The sequence below is a fragment of the Pseudomonas sp. MOIL14HWK12:I1 genome, from assembly GCF_000510705.1.
Lineage (GTDB): Bacteria > Pseudomonadota > Gammaproteobacteria > Pseudomonadales > Pseudomonadaceae > Chryseomonas > Chryseomonas oryzihabitans.
This window is the reverse complement of the sequence record NZ_KI783307.1, coordinates 878,353-895,896: the sequence shown is the minus strand read 5'-3', so window position 1 is coordinate 895,896 and position 17,544 is coordinate 878,353. Positions and strand designations below refer to the sequence as shown.

The window sequence follows — 17,544 nt, the reverse complement described above, 5'->3', positions numbered from 1 at the left end:
ATAACGCCTTCTTGGGGCGTCTATCGACTCAAGGGTCGATCCTCGCTCGCCCGGCTTCGCGCCACAGCTGTGATAAAGAGGAGTTAAAGCAAGACATGTCCACCACGTCGAAGATCATCTACACCCTGACCGACGAAGCGCCCGCCCTGGCGACCTATTCGCTGCTACCCATCGTCGAGGCCATCACCGCCTCCTCCGGCGTCGCCCTCGAAACCCGTGACATCTCCCTTGCCGGCCGCATCATCGCCCTCTTCCCCGAGTACCTGAAGGAAGAGCAGCGCATCTCCGACCACCTCGCCGAACTCGGCGAACTGGCCACCACTCCCGAAGCCAACATCATCAAGCTGCCCAACATCAGCGCCTCGGTCCCGCAGCTCAAGGCGGCGATCAAGGAACTGCAGGGTCAGGGCTACGCCCTGCCGGACTATCCGGACGAGCCCAAGGACGACAAGGAAAAGGACGTCAAGGCGCGTTACGACAAGGTCAAGGGCAGCGCCGTGAACCCGGTCCTGCGCGAAGGCAACTCCGACCGCCGCGCGCCGCTGTCGGTCAAGAACTACGCCCGCAAGCACCCCCATCGCATGGGTGCCTGGAGCGCCGACTCCAAGTCCCACGTCGCCCACATGGACGCCCATGACTTCTATGGCAGCGAGCGCTCGGCCACCATCGAGAACGCCGGCAGCCTGAAGATCGAACTGATCGGCAAGGACGGCAGCAGCAAGGTCCTGAAAGAGAAGACCGCGGTCAAGGCCGGCGAGATCGTCGACGCCTCGACCATGAGCCGCAAGGCCCTGCAGAGCTTCATCGCCGCCCAGATCGAAGACGCCAAGGCCCAGGGCGTGCTGTTCTCCGTGCACCTGAAGGCCACCATGATGAAGGTCTCCGACCCCATCATGTTCGGCATCATCGTCGGCGAGTTCTACAAGGACGTCCTGGCCAAGCACGAAGCCGCCCTGAAAGAAGCCGGCTTCGATCGCAACAACGGCATCGGCGACCTCTACGCCCGCCTGTCCAGCCTGCCGGAAGCCACCCAGGCCGCCATCAAGGCCGATTTCGACGCCCAGTACGCCCAGCGTCCTGCCCTGGCCATGGTCAACTCCGACAAGGGCATCACCAACCTGCACGTGCCGAGCGACGTCATCGTCGACGCCTCCATGCCGGCCATGATCCGTGACTCCGGCAAGATGTGGAACGCCGAAGGCAACCTGCAGGACACCAAGGCCATCATCCCCGACCGCTGCTATGCCGGCGTCTACCAGGTGGTGATCGAGGACTGCAAGCAGCACGGCGCCTTCAATCCCAGCACCATGGGCAGCGTGCCCAACGTCGGCCTGATGGCGCAGAAGGCCGAGGAATACGGCTCCCACGACAAGACCTTCCAGATCCCCACCGACGGCACCGTGCGCGTGACCGACGACCAGGGCAAGGTGGTCTTCGAGCATCCGGTCGAGGCCGGTGACATCTGGCGCATGTGCCAGACCAAGGACGCGCCGATCCAGGACTGGGTCAAACTGGCCGTCAACCGCGCTCGTGCCAGCAGCACCCCGGCCATCTTCTGGCTGGACCAGAACCGCGCCCACGACGCCCAGGTCATCGCCAAGGTCGAGCGCTACCTCAAGGACCACGACACCAACGGTCTGGACATCCGTGTCCTGGCGCCCGAGGAAGCCACCCGCGTGTCCCTGGAGCGCATCCGCAAGGGCGAGGACACCATCTCGGTAACCGGTAACGTCCTGCGCGACTACCTGACCGACCTCTTCCCCATCATGGAACTGGGCACCAGCGCCAAGATGCTGTCCATCGTCCCGCTGATGAACGGCGGCGGCCTGTTCGAGACCGGTGCCGGCGGCTCCGCGCCCAAGCACGTCCAGCAGTTCGTGCAGGAAAACCACCTGCGCTGGGATTCCCTGGGCGAGTTCCTGGCCCTGGCCGAATCCCTGAACCACCTGGGCGAGACCACCGGCAACGCCAAGGCCAAGATCCTGGCCAAGACCCTGGATCAGGCCAACGGCAAGTTCCTCGACAGCAACAAGTCGCCGTCGCGCAAGGCCGGTGAACTGGACAACCGCGGCAGCCACTTCTACCTGGCGCTGTACTGGATCCAGGCCCTGGCCGAGCAGAGCGAAGACGCCCAGCTCAAGGCCCAGTTCGAGCCGGTGGCCAAGTCGCTGACCGCCGACGAAGCCAAGGTGGTCGCCGAGCTGAATGGCGTCCAGGGCGAGGCCGTGGACATCGGTGGCTACTACCACCCCGACCAGGCCAAGACCCGCCAGGCCATGCGTCCGAGCGCCACGCTCAATGCCGCCCTGGAACGGCTGAAAGGCTGAACCTGAGGGCTGCGCCCGCAGCCTGAATGGCTGATCACAGCGAACCCTGGCCCCGGCCGGGGTTCGCTGCATTTGGGACCGGCAAAGCTTAAGGCGTATACTGCGCGATTACCGATAGCGGAGTCCGAGATGGATTGGCACGCCCACGTCACCGTGGCCACCGTGGTGGAAGACGCCGGTCGCTTCCTGCTGGTGGAAGAAGAGAAGCAGGGTCGCCTGGTGCTCAACCAGCCGGCCGGGCACCTGGAGCCGGGCGAGAGCCTGATCGAGGCGGCGCGGCGCGAAACCCTGGAAGAAACCGCCTGGCAGGTGGAGATCCTGGGCGTGATCGGCATCGGCCTCTATGTCGCCCCGGCCAATGGCGTCACCTACTATCGCACGGCCTTCCATGCCCGCCCCCTGGCCCACCAGCCGGAGCGCGCCCTGGATGCCGACATCACCCGCGCGGTGTGGCTGACGCTCGACGAGATCCGCGCCGAGCAGGCCCGGCTGCGCAGCCCCCTGGTCCTGGACGCCATCGAGAAGTACCTGGACGGGCACCGCTATCCCCTGTCGATGATCGTAGATATGAGAGGTTTTTGAAGTGAACGGCACCCGCGTCATCGTCGGCATGTCCGGCGGAGTGGATTCCTCGGTCTCGGCCCTCTTGCTCAAGGAGCAGGGCTATCAGGTCGAGGGCCTGTTCATGAAGAACTGGGACGAGGATGACGGCACCGAGTACTGCACGGCCAAGGAAGACCTCGCCGATGCCCAGGCGGTCTGCGACCGCATCGGCGTCAAGCTGCACACGGCGAACTTCGCCGCCGAGTACTGGGATCACGTCTTCGAGCACTTCCTCGCCGAATACAAGGCCGGTCGGACGCCGAATCCGGACATCCTCTGCAACCGCGAGATCAAGTTCAAGGCCTTCCTCGACTATGCCCTGGCCCTGGGCGCCGACCTGATCGCCACCGGCCACTATGTGCGCCGTCGCGACGTCGACGGCCAGACCCTGCTGCTCAAGGGGCTGGACGCCAACAAGGACCAGAGCTATTTCCTCCACGCCGTGGGCGGCGAGCAGCTGGCGCGCACCCTCTTCCCGGTGGGCGAACTGGAAAAGCCCGAGGTCCGCGCCATCGCCGAGCTGCATGGCCTGGCCACCGCGCGCAAGAAGGACTCCACCGGCATCTGCTTTATCGGCGAGCGTCGCTTCAGCGACTTCCTCAAGCAGTACCTGCCGGCGCAGCCGGGCGACATCGAGACCACCACCGGCGAGGTCATCGGCCGCCACCACGGCCTGATGTACCACACCATCGGCCAGCGCCAGGGCCTGGGCATCGGCGGCATGAAGGACGCCGGTGACGATCCCTGGTACGTGCTGAGCAAGGACCTGACCCGCAACGTGCTGATCGTCGGCCAGGGCAATGCCCACCCCTGGCTGTTCGCCGAGGCCCTGACCGTCAGCGAGATGTTCTGGGTCAATGAGCTGGAGCTCGCCCAACCGCGCCGCCTCACCGCCAAGGTCCGCTATCGCCAGCAGGACCAGCCCTGCCAGATCGAGCGCCAGGGCGCCGGCTACCGGGTAGTCTTCGACGAACCCCAGCGCGCCGTGACCCCCGGCCAGTCGGTGGTCTTCTACGACGGCGACGTCTGCCTGGGCGGCGGCGTGATCGAACATTATCAACCCGCCTGCGCCGAGGCGCCCGCCGCATGAATCGCACCCAGGAACAACTCATCGCCCTGGGCGGCGTCTTCCAGGCCGCCGTGCTGGTCGACCAGCTGGCACGCACCGGCCAGGTCGCGGAAGAACCCCTCGCCTGCCTGCTCGGCAGCCTGCTGGTGCGCGATCCGGGCAGCACCCTGGAGGTCTACGGCGGCCAGGTCGCGCCTCTGCGCGAGGGCCTCGGCGCGCTTTCCAGCACCCTGGAGCGCAACCCCAACAGCCTGCAGCGCGAGCCGCTGCGCTACGCCCTGGCGATGACCGCCCTGGAACGCAAGCTGGAGAAGCGCGGCGACCTGCTCGATCTCATCGGCCGGCGCCTCACCCAGATCCAGTCCCAGGTCGAGCACTTCGGGGTCGCTCACGAGAACGTCATCGCTGCCTGCGGGGGTCTCTACGAGGACACCCTGAGCACCTTCAAGCAGCGCATCCAGGTGCACGGCGAGATGCGCTACCTGCAGCAATCCGCCACCGCCTCGCGAGTGCGTGCCCTGCTGCTGGCCGGCATTCGCTCGGCCCGCCTGTGGCGCCAGCTCGGCGGTCATCGCTGGCAACTGGTGCTCAATCGCCGCAAGCTGCTCGACAACCTCTATCCCCTGCGCAACGGCTGATCCCGGACCGGCCGGCGGCGGTACTAAAGCCCCGGTCTTTGCGTGTAGAATTCCGCCCCTTTCTCCCCCGCTACCAAGAGAATGCCCATGCAGCTCTCCTCGCTCACCGCCGTATCGCCCATCGACGGCCGTTACGCCGGCAAGACCGCCGCCCTGCGCCCCATCTTCAGCGAATTCGGCCTGATCCGTTTCCGCGCCCAGGTCGAGGTCCGCTGGCTGCAGCGCCTGGCCGCCCACGCGGGCATTCCCGAGGTCGCGCCCTTCTCCGCCGAGGCCAATGCCCTGCTGGACAAGCTGGCCACCGACTTCAGCGTCGAGCAGGCGCAGCGGGTCAAGGACATCGAGCGCACCACCAACCACGACGTCAAGGCCATAGAGTACCTGCTCAAGGAAGAGGTCTCCGGCCTGCCGGAACTGGCCGCGGTCAGCGAATTCATCCACTTCGCCTGCACCTCCGAGGACATCAACAACCTGTCCCACGCGCTGATGCTGCGCGAAGGCCGTGACCAGGTGCTGCTGCCGCTGATGCGCCAGATCGCCGGCGAGATCCGCGTGCTGGCCCATCGCTTCGCCGACGTGCCCATGCTCTCGCGCACCCACGGCCAGCCCGCCTCCCCCACCAGCCTGGGCAAGGAACTGGCCAACGTGGTCTATCGCCTGGAGCGCCAGATCGAGCAGATCGCCGCCATCCGCCCGCTGGGCAAGATCAACGGTGCCGTGGGCAACTACAACGCCCACCTGTCCGCCTACCCGGACGTCGACTGGGAAGCCAATGCGCGCACCTTCATCGAAGACGACCTCGGCCTGACCCTGAATCCCTACACCACCCAGATCGAGCCGCACGACTACATCGCCGAGCTGTTCGACGCCATCGCCCGCTTCAACACCATCCTGATCGACTTCGATCGGGACGTCTGGGGCTACATTTCCCTAGGCTACTTCAAGCAGAAGACCGTGGCCGGCGAGATCGGCTCCTCGACCATGCCGCACAAGGTCAACCCCATCGACTTCGAGAACTCCGAAGGCAACCTGGGCATCGCCAACGCCATCCTCCAGCACCTGGCCAGCAAGCTGCCGATCTCCCGCTGGCAGCGCGACCTGACCGATTCCACCGTGCTGCGCAACCTGGGCACCGGCCTGGCCCACGGCGTGATCGCCTACGAAGCCACCCTCAAGGGCATCGGCAAGCTGGAGCTCAACGCCGCGCGCATCGCCGAAGACCTGGACGCCTGTTGGGAAGTCCTGGCCGAGCCGGTGCAGACCGTGATGCGCCGCTATGGCGTGGCCAACCCCTACGAGAAGCTCAAGGAGCTGACCCGCGGCAAGGGCATCAGCGCCAGCGCCCTGCAGGACTTCATCGACGGCCTGGAAATCCCTGAAGCCGCCAAGGCCGAACTGCGCCAGCTGACCCCGGCCGGCTATATCGGTAACGCTGCCGAGCAGGCCCGTCGGATCTGAGGCTGCCTTCTTTTTCACGCCCGGCCTCGCCGGGCGTTTTTCATTGCGCGAGGTGTGCATGAACCCGGATCAACCCCTGCAACTGCTCGGCGGCCTGACCGCCCGTGAATTCCTCCGCGACTACTGGCAGCAGAAACCCCTGCTGATCCGCCAGGCCATCCCGGATTTCCAGAGCCCCCTGGAACCGGACGAGCTGGCCGGCCTGTCGCTGGAAGAGGAAATCGAATCCCGCCTGATCATCGGCCAGGACCGCACCTGGGAGCTGCGCCGCGGCCCGCTGCCGGAAGACACCTTCGCCAGCCTGCCCGAGCGCGACTGGACCCTGCTGGTGCAATCGGTCGACCAGTTCGTTCCCGAGGTGGCCGAGGTGCTGGAGGCCTTCCGCTTCCTGCCCAGCTGGCGCGTGGACGACGTCATGATCAGCTACGCCGCCCCCGGTGGCGGTGTCGGCCCCCACTACGATCACTATGACGTCTTCCTGCTGCAGGGCCATGGCCGCCGTCGCTGGCGCATCGGTCAGCCGTGCACCGCCGACAGCCCGCTGATCGACGGCCTGGAGCTGAAGATCCTCGCCGACTTCCAGCAGACCGACGAATGGGTGCTGGAACCGGGCGACATGCTCTATCTGCCGCCGGGCCTGGCCCACGACGGCATCGCCGAAGACGAGTGCATGACCTACTCCATCGGCTTCCGCGCCCCCAGTGCCGGCGAGGTGCTCACCCACTTCACCGACTTCCTCAACCAGTTCATCCCCGAGGACGAGCGCTACAGCGACGCCGGCTGCGCCCCGGCCAGCGAGCATCCGGCGGAGATTCCGCCCGAGGCCATCGAGCGGCTGCGCGGCCTGATGGAGCGTCACCTGAGCGACGATCGCCTGCTGCTGGCCTGGTTCGGCCAGCACATGACCGAGCCGCGCTACCCGGAGCGCGTCGCCGGAGAAAACCTCAGCGCCAAGCAGCTGCGCAAGGAACTCGACGAAGGCGCCCTGCTGATGCGCAACCCCAGCGGCCGCATCGCCTGGAGTCGCCTGGAAGACGAGGTGATGGTCTTCGCCAGCGGCCAGAGCCGCCTGCTGCCCATGCGGCTGCAACCGCTGCTCGACCTGCTATGCTCGGCGGACGTCCTGCACGAGGCCAATCTCGCGCCCTGGCTGCAGGACGACGATGCCATGCGCCTGATCCGCGAACTGCTCCAGCAGGGCAGCCTGATCTTCGCCGGAGAAGACGACGACGAGTGATGGGGAGCCGCCGTGGACGAGTCCTTTGCCGATCTGACCCTGGACGGATTGCCCGAACCCCAGCTCGGCCAGGACCTCGCCCTGCGCCTCGAAGGCCTGGACGCCCTGCGTGAGCACGGTGTCCGCCTCATCGGCCAAGCCAGCCGCCAGCTGAGCATCCAGACGCCCGACCTGGAAGCACCGCTCTACGACAATCTCGCCGTCGAGGCGGCGATCAAGCGTCTGCTGCTGGGCCATCCGCGGCATCAGGTCCGCATCCTCATCAACGACAGCGCCCTCGCCATGCGCCAGGGGCACCGACTCATCGCCCTGGCGCAACGCCTGACCAGCAATCTGTTGATCCGGCGGCCACCGGCCGATCAGCACCCGGAAGGCAGCTGCCTCATCGTCGACGACCAGGCCCTGCTGCGCCGCACGGGCAGTGCGCCCACCGGCTTCGTCCGCTACGGCGACCGCGCCGCCGTCAAGGTTCAGCAGCAGGTCTTCGATCGCCTCTGGGCCAGCAGCCAGCCGGATCAGGAATTGCGGAGGATGGTGCTGTGAAAGGTCTGCTGGCGTTCCTGTTGCTGCTGACGACCACCGCCTGGGCGGCGCCTCGTACCGAGGTCATACCCCTGCAATACCGCACCGCCGACGATCTGCTGCCTACCTTGCAAGCCGTCCTTGGCAGCGAAGGCAAGGTCAACGTCTACGGCAATCAGCTGATCGTCAATGCCGAGCCGGCCAAGCTGGCCGAACTCAAGAGTCTGCTCGCCCAGTTGGACACCCAACCGCGGCGCCTGCTCATCACCCTGGCCACCCGCGCCGGCAGCTCGGGCGCCAGTCAGGGTTATTCGGTAAACGGCGACGTGCGTGCGCCCCAGGTACGCATCATCGAAGACAGCACCGACCAGAAGGAGGATGGCGCCCAGCGCGTCCAGGTCACCGAGGGCTACCCCGCCTTCATCCGCTTCGGTGAAGACGTCCCGGTGACCACCTACCAGACCTCGCCCTATGGTCAGAGCTACGCCCAGACCGATTACCGCCGCCTCGAACGGGGCTTTCAGGTCACCGCCCGCCTGAGCGGCAATCTGGTGCACCTGGACATCAGCAGCGTCGATGACCGGGCCGCCGCCATGCGCCCGGGCACGGTGCAGACCCAGAGCGCCGCCACCCGCATCAGCGGCACCCTGGGCCAGTGGCTGGACCTGGGCGGCTTCCGGCAGCAGATCGAGGGCGACCAGAGCAGCCTTGTCCGCCACTACTCCACCGAAGGTCGTGACGACCGTCAGCTGAGCATCCGCGCCGATCTCATCGACTAGCAAACCGGCGAACGGCAGAACTCCTGCCGCGGCTGGCAATCTAGGACACAGGAACAGAAGGAAGTTATTTGAGAATAATTCTTATATTCATTCTCAAATAAACCGGAAGTTCTGTTTAGTTTGATTCAAAGCAGTCCAATAGAATCTTTTTGGACCAATAAATTTACAGAATGAATCGATAGAGCATAAAATCTGTCTGTCTTGCGACACCGTGTCGCACTGATAGCGCCTGATACCCAATAATTAAGGATTCAAAGCATGTCTGAGTCGATCAGCCTACTGACCCACAACTGGAGCTTCGCGGTATTTCTCCTGGGCGTGGTTGGTCTGATTGCCTTCATGCTCGGAGTCTCGAGCCTGCTCGGCAGCAAAGCCGTGGGCCGCAGCAAGAACGACCCCTTCGAGTCCGGCATCGTCCCCACCGGGGGTGCCCGTCTTCGTCTCTCTGCCAAGTTCTACCTGGTCGCGATGCTCTTCGTGATCTTCGACGTCGAAGCCCTCTTTCTCTTCGCCTGGTCGGTGTCCATCCGTGAATCGGGATGGGCCGGCTTCGTGGAAGCCTCCATTTTCATAGCAATTCTGTTGGCGGGTCTTGTCTACCTGTGGCGAATCGGAGCGCTCGATTGGGCGCCTGCGAGCCGTCGCGAGCGGCAGGCGAAGTCGAAACAATGAGGCTTTGGCAATGCAATACAATCTCACCCGGATCGATCCCGATGCGGCAGTAGACCGCTATCCGGCCGGCCAGCGGGAAACCGTGGCCGACCCCGTCGAAAGTCAAGTCAACCGCAGCATCTTCATGGGCAAGCTCGAAGATGTCCTGCGGGGCGCGGTCAATTGGGGGCGTAAGAACTCCCTGTGGCCGTACAACTTCGGCCTGTCCTGCTGCTATGTGGAAATGACCACCGCCTTCACGGCGCCCCACGACATCGCCCGCTTCGGCGCCGAAGTCATCCGGGCCTCGCCGCGTCAGGCCGACTTCATGGTCATCGCCGGCACCCCCTTCATGAAGATGGCCCCGGTCATCCAGCGCCTGTACGAGCAGATGCTGGAACCCAAGTGGGTGATCTCCATGGGCGCCTGCGCCAACTCCGGCGGTATGTACGACATCTACTCGGTCGTTCAGGGCGTGGACAAGTTCCTGCCCGTCGACGTCTACGTGCCCGGCTGCCCGCCTCGCCCCGAAGCCTTCCTCCAGGGCCTGATGCTCCTGCAGGACTCCATCGGTGAAGAGCGCCGCCCCCTTTCCTGGGTGGTGGGCGACCAGGGTATCTACCGCGCCGAGATGCCTTCGCAGCGCGAGCAGAACCGCGAGCGCCGCATCCAGGTCACCAACCTGCGCAGCCCAGACGAAGTGTAAGTCCCCTTCGGGACCTGCACGCTGACGACGATCGATTAGCGACGGAACATCATGACCGCAGACACCGCTCTGTCCGCCTCTGCGCTCGCCCCTGCCGGCGAAGCGTCGGTGGTTGGCGAACTCCAGGGCCAATTCGGCGCCGACGCCTTGACCCTGCAAGACACCCGTACCGGCATGCCGGTGATCTGGGTGGCACGCGAACGAATCATCGAAGTACTGCGCTTCCTGCGCAATTTGCCCCGCCCCTACGTCATGCTCTATGACCTGCATGGCGTGGACGAGCGCCTGCGGACCCACCGCCGCGGCCTGCCCAACGCGGACTTCACCGTTTTCTACCACCTGCTGTCCATCGACCGTAACAGCGATGTGATGCTCAAGGTGGCCCTGTCCGCCAACGACCTGCGCCTGCCCACCGCCACCGGCATCTTCCCCAATGCCAACTGGTACGAGCGGGAAGTGCTGGACATGTACGGCATCCACTTCGACGGACACCCGCTGCCCAAGCGCATGCTGATGGCCGACAACTGGCAGGGTCATCCGCTGCGCAAGGACTATCCGGCGCGCGCGACCGAGTTCGATCCCTATGCGCTGAACGCCGCCAAGCAGGATCTCGAACAGGAAACCCTGAGATTCAAGCCCGAGGAATGGGGCATGAAGGAGCATGCGGAGAATTCCGACTTCATGTTCCTCAACCTGGGTCCGAACCACCCCTCCGCCCACGGTGCCTTCCGCATCATCCTGCAGCTGGACGGCGAAGAGATCGTCGACTGCGTGCCGGAGATCGGCTACCACCACCGGGGCGCCGAGAAGATGGCCGAGCGCCAGTCCTGGCACAGCTACATCCCCTACACCGACCGGATCGACTACCTGGGTGGGGTGATGAACAACCTGCCCTACGTCCTCTCGGTGGAAAAGCTCGCCGGCATCAAGGTGCCGTCGCGGGTCGACTTCATCCGCGTGATGATGGCCGAGTTCTTCCGCATCAACAGTCACCTGCTGTACCTGGGTACCTATATCCAGGACGTCGGTGCCATGACCCCGGTGTTCTTTACCTTCACCGACCGTCAGCGCGCCTACAAGGTGATCGAGGCCATCACCGGCTTCCGCATGCACCCCGCCTGGTTCCGCATCGGCGGCGTCGCCCATGACCTGCCGCGTGGCTGGGACAAGCTGGTCCGCGAATTCCTCGACTGGATGCCCAAGCGTCTGGACGAGTACGAAAAGGCCGCGATGAAGAACAGCATCCTCATCGGCCGGACCAAGAACGTCGCCGTCTACAACACCAAGGAAGCCCTCGAGTGGGGCGTCACCGGTCCCAACCTGCGCGCGACCGGTCTGGACTTCGACCTGCGCAAGGCCCGCCCCTACTCCGGTTACGAGAACTTCGAATTCGAAGTGCCCATCGCCCACAATGGCGACTGCTACGACCGCGGCATGCTGCGCGTCGAGGAGATGCGCCAGAGCCTGCGCATCATCGAGCAGTGCCTGCAGCACATGCCCGAGGGCCCGTACAAGGCGGATCACCCGCTGACCACGCCGCCGCCCAAGGAACGCACCCTGCAGCACATCGAGACCCTGATCACCCACTTCCTGCAAGTGTCCTGGGGTCCGGTGATGCCGGCCGGCGAAGCCTTCCAGATGATCGAGGCGACCAAGGGCGCCAACAGCTACTACCTGACGAGCGATGGCAGCACCATGAGCTACCGCACCCGCATCCGGACGCCGAGCTTCCCGCACCTGCAGCAGATCCCGGCCGTCATCCGCGGCAGCATGGTGTCCGACCTGATTGCCTACCTGGGCAGTATCGACTTCGTCATGGCCGACGTGGACCGCTGAGCATGAGCACCGAAACCCTGATCCAAACCGACCGTTTCGTCCTGAGCGAAACCGAGCGCTCGGCCATCGAGCACGAGATGCACCACTACGAGGACCCGCGCGCGGCGTCCATCGAGGCCCTGAAGATCGTCCAGAAGGAACGTGGCTGGGTGCCGGACGGCGCCATCTACGCCATCGGCGAAGTGCTGGGCATTCCCGCCAGCGACGTCGAGGGCGTGGCCACCTTCTATAGCCAGATCTTTCGCGTACCGGTCGGCCGCCACATCATCCGGGTGTGCGACAGCATGACCTGCTACATCGGCGGCCACGAATCCGTGGTCGGCGAGATCCAGCGCCAGCTGGGCATCGGCCTGGGCCAGACCACCGCCGACAGCCGCTTCACCCTGCTGCCGGTCTGCTGCCTGGGCAATTGCGACAAGGCCCCGGCGCTGATGATCGACGACGACACCCATGGCGATGTCCAACCCGCGGGCGTGGCCAAACTGCTGGAGGGATACGCATGAGACTGACCTCCTTCGGGCCTGCCAACAGCATCGCCCGTACCCCCGAGACCCACCCCCTGACCTGGCGCCTGCGTGAAGACGGCGCTCCGGTCTGGCTGGAGGAATACCAGGCGAAGGACGGCTACGCCGCGGCCCGCAAGGCGCTGACCGAGCTGGCCCCCGATGCCATCGTCCAGGAAGTCAAGGACTCCGGCCTCAAGGGCCGCGGCGGCGCGGGTTTCCCCACCGGCGTGAAGTGGGGCCTGATGCCCAAGGACGAATCCCTCGATATCCGCTACCTGCTGTGCAACGCGGACGAGATGGAACCCAACACCTGGAAGGACCGCCTGCTCATGGAGCAGCTGCCGCACCTGCTGGTGGAAGGCATGCTGATCAGTGCCCGGGCGCTCAAGGCCTATCGCGGCTACATCTTCCTGCGCGGCGAATACGTCGACGCCGCCGCCAACCTGCGGCGCGCGGTGGAAGAAGCCAAGGCGGCCGGCCTGCTGGGCAAGAACATCCTCGGTAGCGGCTTCGACTTCGAGCTGTTCGTCCACACCGGCGCCGGTCGCTACATCTGTGGCGAAGAGACCGCGCTGATCAACTCCCTGGAAGGCCGCCGCGCCAACCCGCGCTCCAAGCCGCCCTTCCCCGCCGCCGTCGGCGTCTGGGGCAAGCCGACCTGCGTCAACAACGTCGAGACCCTGTGCAACGTGCCGGGCATCGTCGCGGGCGGCGTCGACTGGTACAAGAGCCTGGCCCGCGAAGGCAGCGAAGACATGGGCACCAAGCTCATGGGCTTCTCCGGCAAGGTGAAGAACCCCGGGGTCTGGGAATTGCCCTTCGGCATCACCGCCCAGGAGCTGTTCGAGGACTACGCCGGCGGCATGCGCGACGGCTTCAAGCTCAAGTGCTGGCAGCCCGGTGGCGCCGGTACCGGCTTCCTGCTGCCCGAGCATCTCTCGGCGCAGATGTACGCCGGCGGCATCGGCAAGGTCGGCACCCGCATGGGTACCGGTCTGGCCCTGGCCGTGGACGACAGCGTCAACATGGTCTCGCTGCTGCGCAACATGGAAGAGTTCTTCGCCCGGGAATCCTGTGGCTGGTGCACCCCCTGCCGCGACGGCCTGCCCTGGAGCGTCAAACTCCTGCGCAGCCTGGAGAAGGGCGAGGGGCAGCAGGGCGATCTGGACACCCTGCTGCAGCTGGTCAACTTCCTCGGCCCGGGCAAGACCTTCTGTGCCCACGCACCGGGTGCCGTCGAGCCCCTGGGTAGTGCCATCAAGTATTTCCGCGAAGAGTTCGAGGCCGGTGTGCACAAGGCGCCCAGCGAGCCGCGGCCGACTGCTTCGGCGAGCGTGACCTGAGAATCGGCCCCCGCGGGGGCCGCTTCCATCGCTTTCTGGCCGGACCCGTTCCGGCCGGCGCTGCCCCTGGCGATCGCCAGGGCGGCGCGAACGTTTTCCCATTAGCCAGACCCGCCCTGCGCGGGTGAGAAGAAAACCCTATGGCCACTATCCACGTAGACGGCAAGACGTACGAGGTCGACGGGGCGGACAACCTCCTCGAAGCCTGCCTGTCCCTGGGGCTCGACATCCCCTATTTCTGCTGGCACCCGGCGCTGGGCAGCGTCGGCGCCTGCCGCCAGTGCGCGGTGAAGCAGTTCGCCGACGAGAACGACACCCGCGGGCGCCTGGTCATGTCCTGCATGACCCCGTCCAGCGACAAGACCTACATCTCCATCGAAGACGCCGAAGCCAAGGAATTCCGCAGCTCGGTCATCGAATGGCTGATGACCAACCATCCCCATGACTGTCCGGTCTGCGAAGAAGGCGGCCACTGCCACCTGCAGGACATGACGGTGATGACCGGCCACAACAAGCGCCGCTATCGCTTCACCAAGCGTACTCACCAGAACCAGGACCTCGGCCCGTTCGTCGCTCACGAGATGAACCGCTGCATCGCCTGCTATCGCTGCGTGCGCTACTACAAGGATTACGCCGGCGGTACCGACCTGGGCGTCTATGGCGCCCACGACAACGTCTATTTCGGCCGCGTCGAGGACGGTGCCCTGGAGAGCGAATTCTCCGGCAACCTGACCGAGGTCTGCCCCACCGGGGTGTTCACCGATAAGACCCACTCCGAGCGCTACAACCGCAAGTGGGACATGCAGTTCGCCCCGAGCATCTGCCATGGCTGCTCGTCGGGCTGCAACATCAGCCCCGGCGAGCGCTATGGCGAACTGCGCCGCATCGAGAACCGCTTCAACGGTTCGGTGAACCAGTATTTCCTCTGCGACCGTGGCCGCTTCGGCTATGGCTATGTCAATCGCAAGGATCGTCCGCGCCAGGCCCTGCTGAAAGATGGCAGCCTGGAAACCGGGATCGACGCCGCCCTGGATCGCGCCGCCCTGCTGCTGCGCGGCAAGAAGGTGATCGGCATCGGCTCGCCGCGTGCCAGCCTGGAAAGCAACCACGCCCTGCGCGAACTGGTCGGCGCCGAGAACTTCTACAGCGGCATGAGCGCACGTGACCTGGCCAATGTGCGCCTGGTGCTGCAGGTGCTCAAGGACAGCCCCCTGCCCGTCCCGACCCTCCGCGCCATGGAAAAGCATGACGCCGTCTTCGTCCTCGGCGAGGACTTGACCCAGACCGCGGCCCGCCTGGCGCTGTCCCTGCGGCAGTCCGTCAAGGGCAAGCCCGAGGCCATGGCCGCGGCGCAGAAGATCCAGCCCTGGCTCAACGCGGCCGTGCAGAATATCGGCCAGAGCGAGCGCAATCCGCTGTTCATCGCCAGCGTCGCCGCCACCCGCCTGGACGACGTCGCCGACGCCCGTCTGCATGGCTCGCCGCTGGAACTGGCCCGTTTCGGCCATGCCGTGGCCCATGCCATCGACGCCAGCGCCCCGGCCGTCGACGGCCTGAGCGACGAAGTCGCCGAGCAGGCGCGTCTGCTGGCCGAGACCCTGCTGGCGGCCGAACGTCCACTGGTGGTATCCGGTACCTCCCTGGGTGAACCGGCTCTGATCGAAGCCGCCGCCAACCTGGCCAAGGCTCTGGCCGCCAAGGGCAAGGCCGGCTCCCTGAGTCTGGTGGTGCCCGAAGCCAACAGCCTGGGTCTGGCGCTCTATGGCGGCGAGTCCGTCGAAGACGCCTTCGCGGCCCTGGAAAACGGCCAGGCCGATGCCCTGGTGGTGCTGGAGAACGACCTCTATCGCCGCGCCCCTGCCCAGCAGGTGGATCAGGCCCTGGCCCGCGCCCAGGTGCTGGTGGTGCTGGATCACCAGCGCACCGCCACCGCCCAGCGCGCCGATCTGGTGCTGCCGGCGGCGAGCTTCGCCGAAGGCGACGGTACCCTGGTCAGCCAGGAAGGTCGCGCCCAGCGCTTCTTCCAGGTCTATGAGCCGAGCTACTACGATCCCTCCAGCCTGGTCCGCGAAGGCTGGCGCTGGCTGCACGCCCTGCGCAACACCCTGGACAACCGTCCGGTGGACTGGACCCAGCTGGATCATGTCACCGACGCCGTGGCCACTGCCGCGCCGCAACTGGACGGCATCCGCGACGCCGCGCCCAACGCCAGCTTCCGGGTGAAGGGCCTCAAGCTCGCCCGCGAACCGCACCGCTACAGCGGCCGCACCTCCATGCGCGCCAACCTCAGCGTGCACGAGCCGCGCGCGCCCCAGGACGCCGACACCGCCTTCGCCTTCTCCATGGAAGGCTATGCCGGCAGCGCCGAGCCGCGTCAGCAGATCCCCTTCGCCTGGTCCCCGGGCTGGAACTCGCCCCAGGCCTGGAACAAGTTCCAGGACGAGGTCGGTGGTCATCTGCGCGCCGGCGATCCGGGCGTGCGCCTGATCGAGACCCAGGGCGATCGCCTGAACTGGTTCGCCGTCCCGGCCGCCGCCGTGCGCGGTACCGCGTCCGGCTTCCAGGCCGTGCCGCTGTACCACCTGTTCGGCAGCGAAGAGACCTCTTCCCGTGCCGAGCCGGTGCGTGAGCGCATCCCGGCCGCCTACGTGGCGCTGGCCAAGGCCGATGCCGACCGCCTGGGCGTCAACGAAGGTGCCCTGCTGCGCCTGCAGGTCGCCGGTCAGGAATTGCGCCTGCCGCTGCAGATCAAGCCCGAGCTGTCCGCCGGCCTGGTCGGTCTGCCCGCCGGCTTCGAAGGGATTCCGGTGGACTTCGCCGGCCTCACCGTGGAAGGACTGCAGGAGGCCGCGGCATGACCTGGCTCACCCCCACCCTCATCGCCGTGGTGATCGGCGTCCTCAAGGCCATCGTCATCCTGCTGGCGGTGGTCATCTGCGGGGCGCTGCTGAGCTTCGTCGAACGGCGCCTGCTGGGTCTCTGGCAGGACCGCCACGGTCCCAACCGGGTCGGTCCCTTCGGCGCCTTCCAGCTGGGCGCCGACATGCTGAAGATGTTCTTCAAGGAGGACTGGACGCCCCCGTTCGCCGACAAGATGATCTTCGCCCTGGCACCGGTGATCGCCATGGGCTCGCTGCTGGTGGCCTTCTCGGTCATCCCGATCACCCCCACCTGGGGCGTGGCGGACCTGAACATCGGCCTGTTGTTCTTCTTCGCCATGGCCGGCGTCAACGTCTATGCGGTGCTCTTCGCCGGCTGGGCGAGCAACAACAAGTTCTCGCTGCTGGGCGCCATGCGCGCCTCGGCCCAGACCCTCTCCTACGAGGTGTTCATGGGTCTGTCGGTAATGGGCATCGTCGCGGTGACCGGCTCCTTCAACATGAGGGACATCGTCGAGGCGCAGCACCAGGGCTGGTGGTTCATCATTCCCCAGTTCTTCGGCTTCTGCACCTTCTTCATCGCCGGCATCGCCGTCACCCACCGTCACCCCTTCGATCAGCCGGAAGCCGAGCAGGAGCTCGCCGACGGTTACCACATCGAATACGCGGGCATGAAGTGGGGCATGTTCTTCGTCGGCGAGTACATCGGCATCGTGCTGATCTCGGCGCTGCTGGTGACCCTGTTCTTTGGCGGCTGGCACGGGCCCTTCCTGGACACCCTGCCCTGGCTGTCCTTTGTCTGGTTCGCCCTGAAGACCGCCTTCTTCATCATGATCTTCATCCTGTTGCGCGCGTCCATTCCGCGTCCGCGCTACGACCAGGTAATGGCCTTCAGCTGGAAGTTCTGCCTGCCCCTGACCCTGATCAACCTGCTGGTGACCGGCGCGGTGGTGCTCTATAGCGCCACGCCGGCCATCGGCCAGTGAGGTA

At 65.7% G+C, this 17,544-nt stretch carries 15 protein-coding genes; all 15 read left to right on the top strand.

Features of this window, described 5'->3' with window-relative positions; all coding sequences use genetic code 11:
- Nucleotides 1-95 precede the first annotated feature (95 nt).
- The 15 genes from PSEK12I1_RS0114130 (at nt 96) to nuoH (ending at nt 17,540) form a co-directional block, all read left to right on the top strand.
- Entirely contained in the window at nt 96-2,327 is a 2,232-nt protein-coding gene (locus tag PSEK12I1_RS0114130) for an NADP-dependent isocitrate dehydrogenase (RefSeq protein WP_027601939.1), read from the top strand.
- 129 nt (nt 2,328-2,456) lie between these two features.
- Nucleotides 2,457-2,909: an NUDIX hydrolase gene (locus PSEK12I1_RS0114125; RefSeq protein ID WP_007158878.1), complete on the top strand. Its 453-nt coding sequence runs from the start codon at nt 2,457-2,459 to the stop codon at nt 2,907-2,909.
- Between the two features lies 1 nt (nt 2,910).
- A complete protein-coding gene (gene mnmA / locus PSEK12I1_RS0114120; RefSeq protein WP_027601938.1) occupies nt 2,911-4,020 on the top strand; it encodes a tRNA 2-thiouridine(34) synthase MnmA in 1,110 nt (369 codons plus the stop codon).
- Nucleotides 4,017-4,637 (top strand): high frequency lysogenization protein HflD, encoded by a 621-nt coding sequence (hflD, locus tag PSEK12I1_RS0114115; protein WP_007158880.1) that lies wholly within the window; start codon nt 4,017-4,019, stop codon nt 4,635-4,637. Before mnmA ends, hflD begins: the two co-directional genes overlap by 4 nt.
- Nucleotides 4,638-4,724: 87 nt before the next feature.
- Nucleotides 4,725-6,095, top strand: coding sequence for an adenylosuccinate lyase (purB, locus tag PSEK12I1_RS0114110; RefSeq protein ID WP_027601937.1), 1,371 nt, complete (start codon nt 4,725-4,727; stop codon nt 6,093-6,095).
- 58 nt (nt 6,096-6,153) lie between these two features.
- Nucleotides 6,154-7,332: a cupin domain-containing protein gene (locus PSEK12I1_RS0114105; protein ID WP_027599795.1), complete on the top strand. Its 1,179-nt coding sequence runs from the start codon at nt 6,154-6,156 to the stop codon at nt 7,330-7,332.
- A gap of 12 nt (nt 7,333-7,344) precedes the next feature.
- Nucleotides 7,345-7,875: a hypothetical protein gene (locus PSEK12I1_RS0114100; protein ID WP_007158883.1), complete on the top strand. Its 531-nt coding sequence runs from the start codon at nt 7,345-7,347 to the stop codon at nt 7,873-7,875.
- The gene (locus tag PSEK12I1_RS0114095) at nt 7,872-8,633 is read left to right on the top strand and encodes a secretin N-terminal domain-containing protein (protein ID WP_027601936.1); all 762 of its coding nucleotides are present in this window, start codon (nt 7,872-7,874) and stop codon (nt 8,631-8,633) included. Before PSEK12I1_RS0114100 ends, PSEK12I1_RS0114095 begins: the two co-directional genes overlap by 4 nt.
- Before the next feature lie 258 nt (nt 8,634-8,891).
- Nucleotides 8,892-9,305 (top strand): NADH-quinone oxidoreductase subunit A, encoded by a 414-nt coding sequence (locus PSEK12I1_RS0114090; protein WP_007158885.1) that lies wholly within the window; start codon nt 8,892-8,894, stop codon nt 9,303-9,305.
- A 10-nt stretch (nt 9,306-9,315) separates the two neighbouring features.
- Nucleotides 9,316-9,990 (top strand): NADH-quinone oxidoreductase subunit B family protein, encoded by a 675-nt coding sequence (locus PSEK12I1_RS0114085; protein ID WP_007158886.1) that lies wholly within the window; start codon nt 9,316-9,318, stop codon nt 9,988-9,990.
- Between the two features lie 51 nt (nt 9,991-10,041).
- Nucleotides 10,042-11,826, top strand: a complete 1,785-nt coding sequence (nuoC, locus tag PSEK12I1_RS0114080) for an NADH-quinone oxidoreductase subunit C/D (protein ID WP_017642311.1) — start codon at nt 10,042-10,044, stop codon at nt 11,824-11,826.
- Between the two features lie 2 nt (nt 11,827-11,828).
- A complete protein-coding gene (nuoE, locus tag PSEK12I1_RS0114075) occupies nt 11,829-12,329 on the top strand; it encodes an NADH-quinone oxidoreductase subunit NuoE (protein ID WP_007158888.1) in 501 nt (166 codons plus the stop codon).
- On the top strand, nt 12,326-13,675 hold the full coding sequence (gene nuoF, locus PSEK12I1_RS0114070; RefSeq protein ID WP_027601935.1) for an NADH-quinone oxidoreductase subunit NuoF: 1,350 nt from the start codon (nt 12,326-12,328) through the stop codon (nt 13,673-13,675). Before nuoE ends, nuoF begins: the two co-directional genes overlap by 4 nt.
- Nucleotides 13,676-13,815: 140 nt before the next feature.
- Nucleotides 13,816-16,533 (top strand): NADH-quinone oxidoreductase subunit NuoG, encoded by a 2,718-nt coding sequence (gene nuoG / locus PSEK12I1_RS0114065; RefSeq protein ID WP_027601934.1) that lies wholly within the window; start codon nt 13,816-13,818, stop codon nt 16,531-16,533.
- Entirely contained in the window at nt 16,530-17,540 is a 1,011-nt protein-coding gene (nuoH, locus tag PSEK12I1_RS0114060) for an NADH-quinone oxidoreductase subunit NuoH (protein ID WP_007158891.1), read from the top strand. The genes nuoG and nuoH overlap by 4 nt, the downstream gene beginning before the upstream one ends.
- Nucleotides 17,541-17,544: the final 4 nt, after the last annotated feature.

Excerpts from the sequence above, each read along its gene's own strand:
- PSEK12I1_RS0114130 (WP_027601939.1), top strand. The coding sequence starts at position 96 with ATGTCCACCACGTCGAAGATCATCTACACCCTGACCGACGAAGCGCCC.
- PSEK12I1_RS0114125 (WP_007158878.1), top strand. The coding sequence starts at position 2,457 with ATGGATTGGCACGCCCACGTCACCGTGGCCACCGTGGTGGAAGACGCC.
- hflD (WP_007158880.1), top strand. The coding sequence starts at position 4,017 with ATGAATCGCACCCAGGAACAACTCATCGCCCTGGGCGGCGTCTTCCAG.
- purB (WP_027601937.1), top strand. The coding sequence starts at position 4,725 with ATGCAGCTCTCCTCGCTCACCGCCGTATCGCCCATCGACGGCCGTTAC.
- PSEK12I1_RS0114105 (WP_027599795.1), top strand. The coding sequence starts at position 6,154 with ATGAACCCGGATCAACCCCTGCAACTGCTCGGCGGCCTGACCGCCCGT.
- PSEK12I1_RS0114090 (WP_007158885.1), top strand. The coding sequence starts at position 8,892 with ATGTCTGAGTCGATCAGCCTACTGACCCACAACTGGAGCTTCGCGGTA.
- PSEK12I1_RS0114085 (WP_007158886.1), top strand. The coding sequence starts at position 9,316 with ATGCAATACAATCTCACCCGGATCGATCCCGATGCGGCAGTAGACCGC.
- nuoC (WP_017642311.1), top strand. The coding sequence starts at position 10,042 with ATGACCGCAGACACCGCTCTGTCCGCCTCTGCGCTCGCCCCTGCCGGC.
- nuoE (WP_007158888.1), top strand. The coding sequence starts at position 11,829 with ATGAGCACCGAAACCCTGATCCAAACCGACCGTTTCGTCCTGAGCGAA.
- nuoF (WP_027601935.1), top strand. The coding sequence starts at position 12,326 with ATGAGACTGACCTCCTTCGGGCCTGCCAACAGCATCGCCCGTACCCCC.
- nuoG (WP_027601934.1), top strand. The coding sequence starts at position 13,816 with ATGGCCACTATCCACGTAGACGGCAAGACGTACGAGGTCGACGGGGCG.
- nuoH (WP_007158891.1), top strand. The coding sequence starts at position 16,530 with ATGACCTGGCTCACCCCCACCCTCATCGCCGTGGTGATCGGCGTCCTC.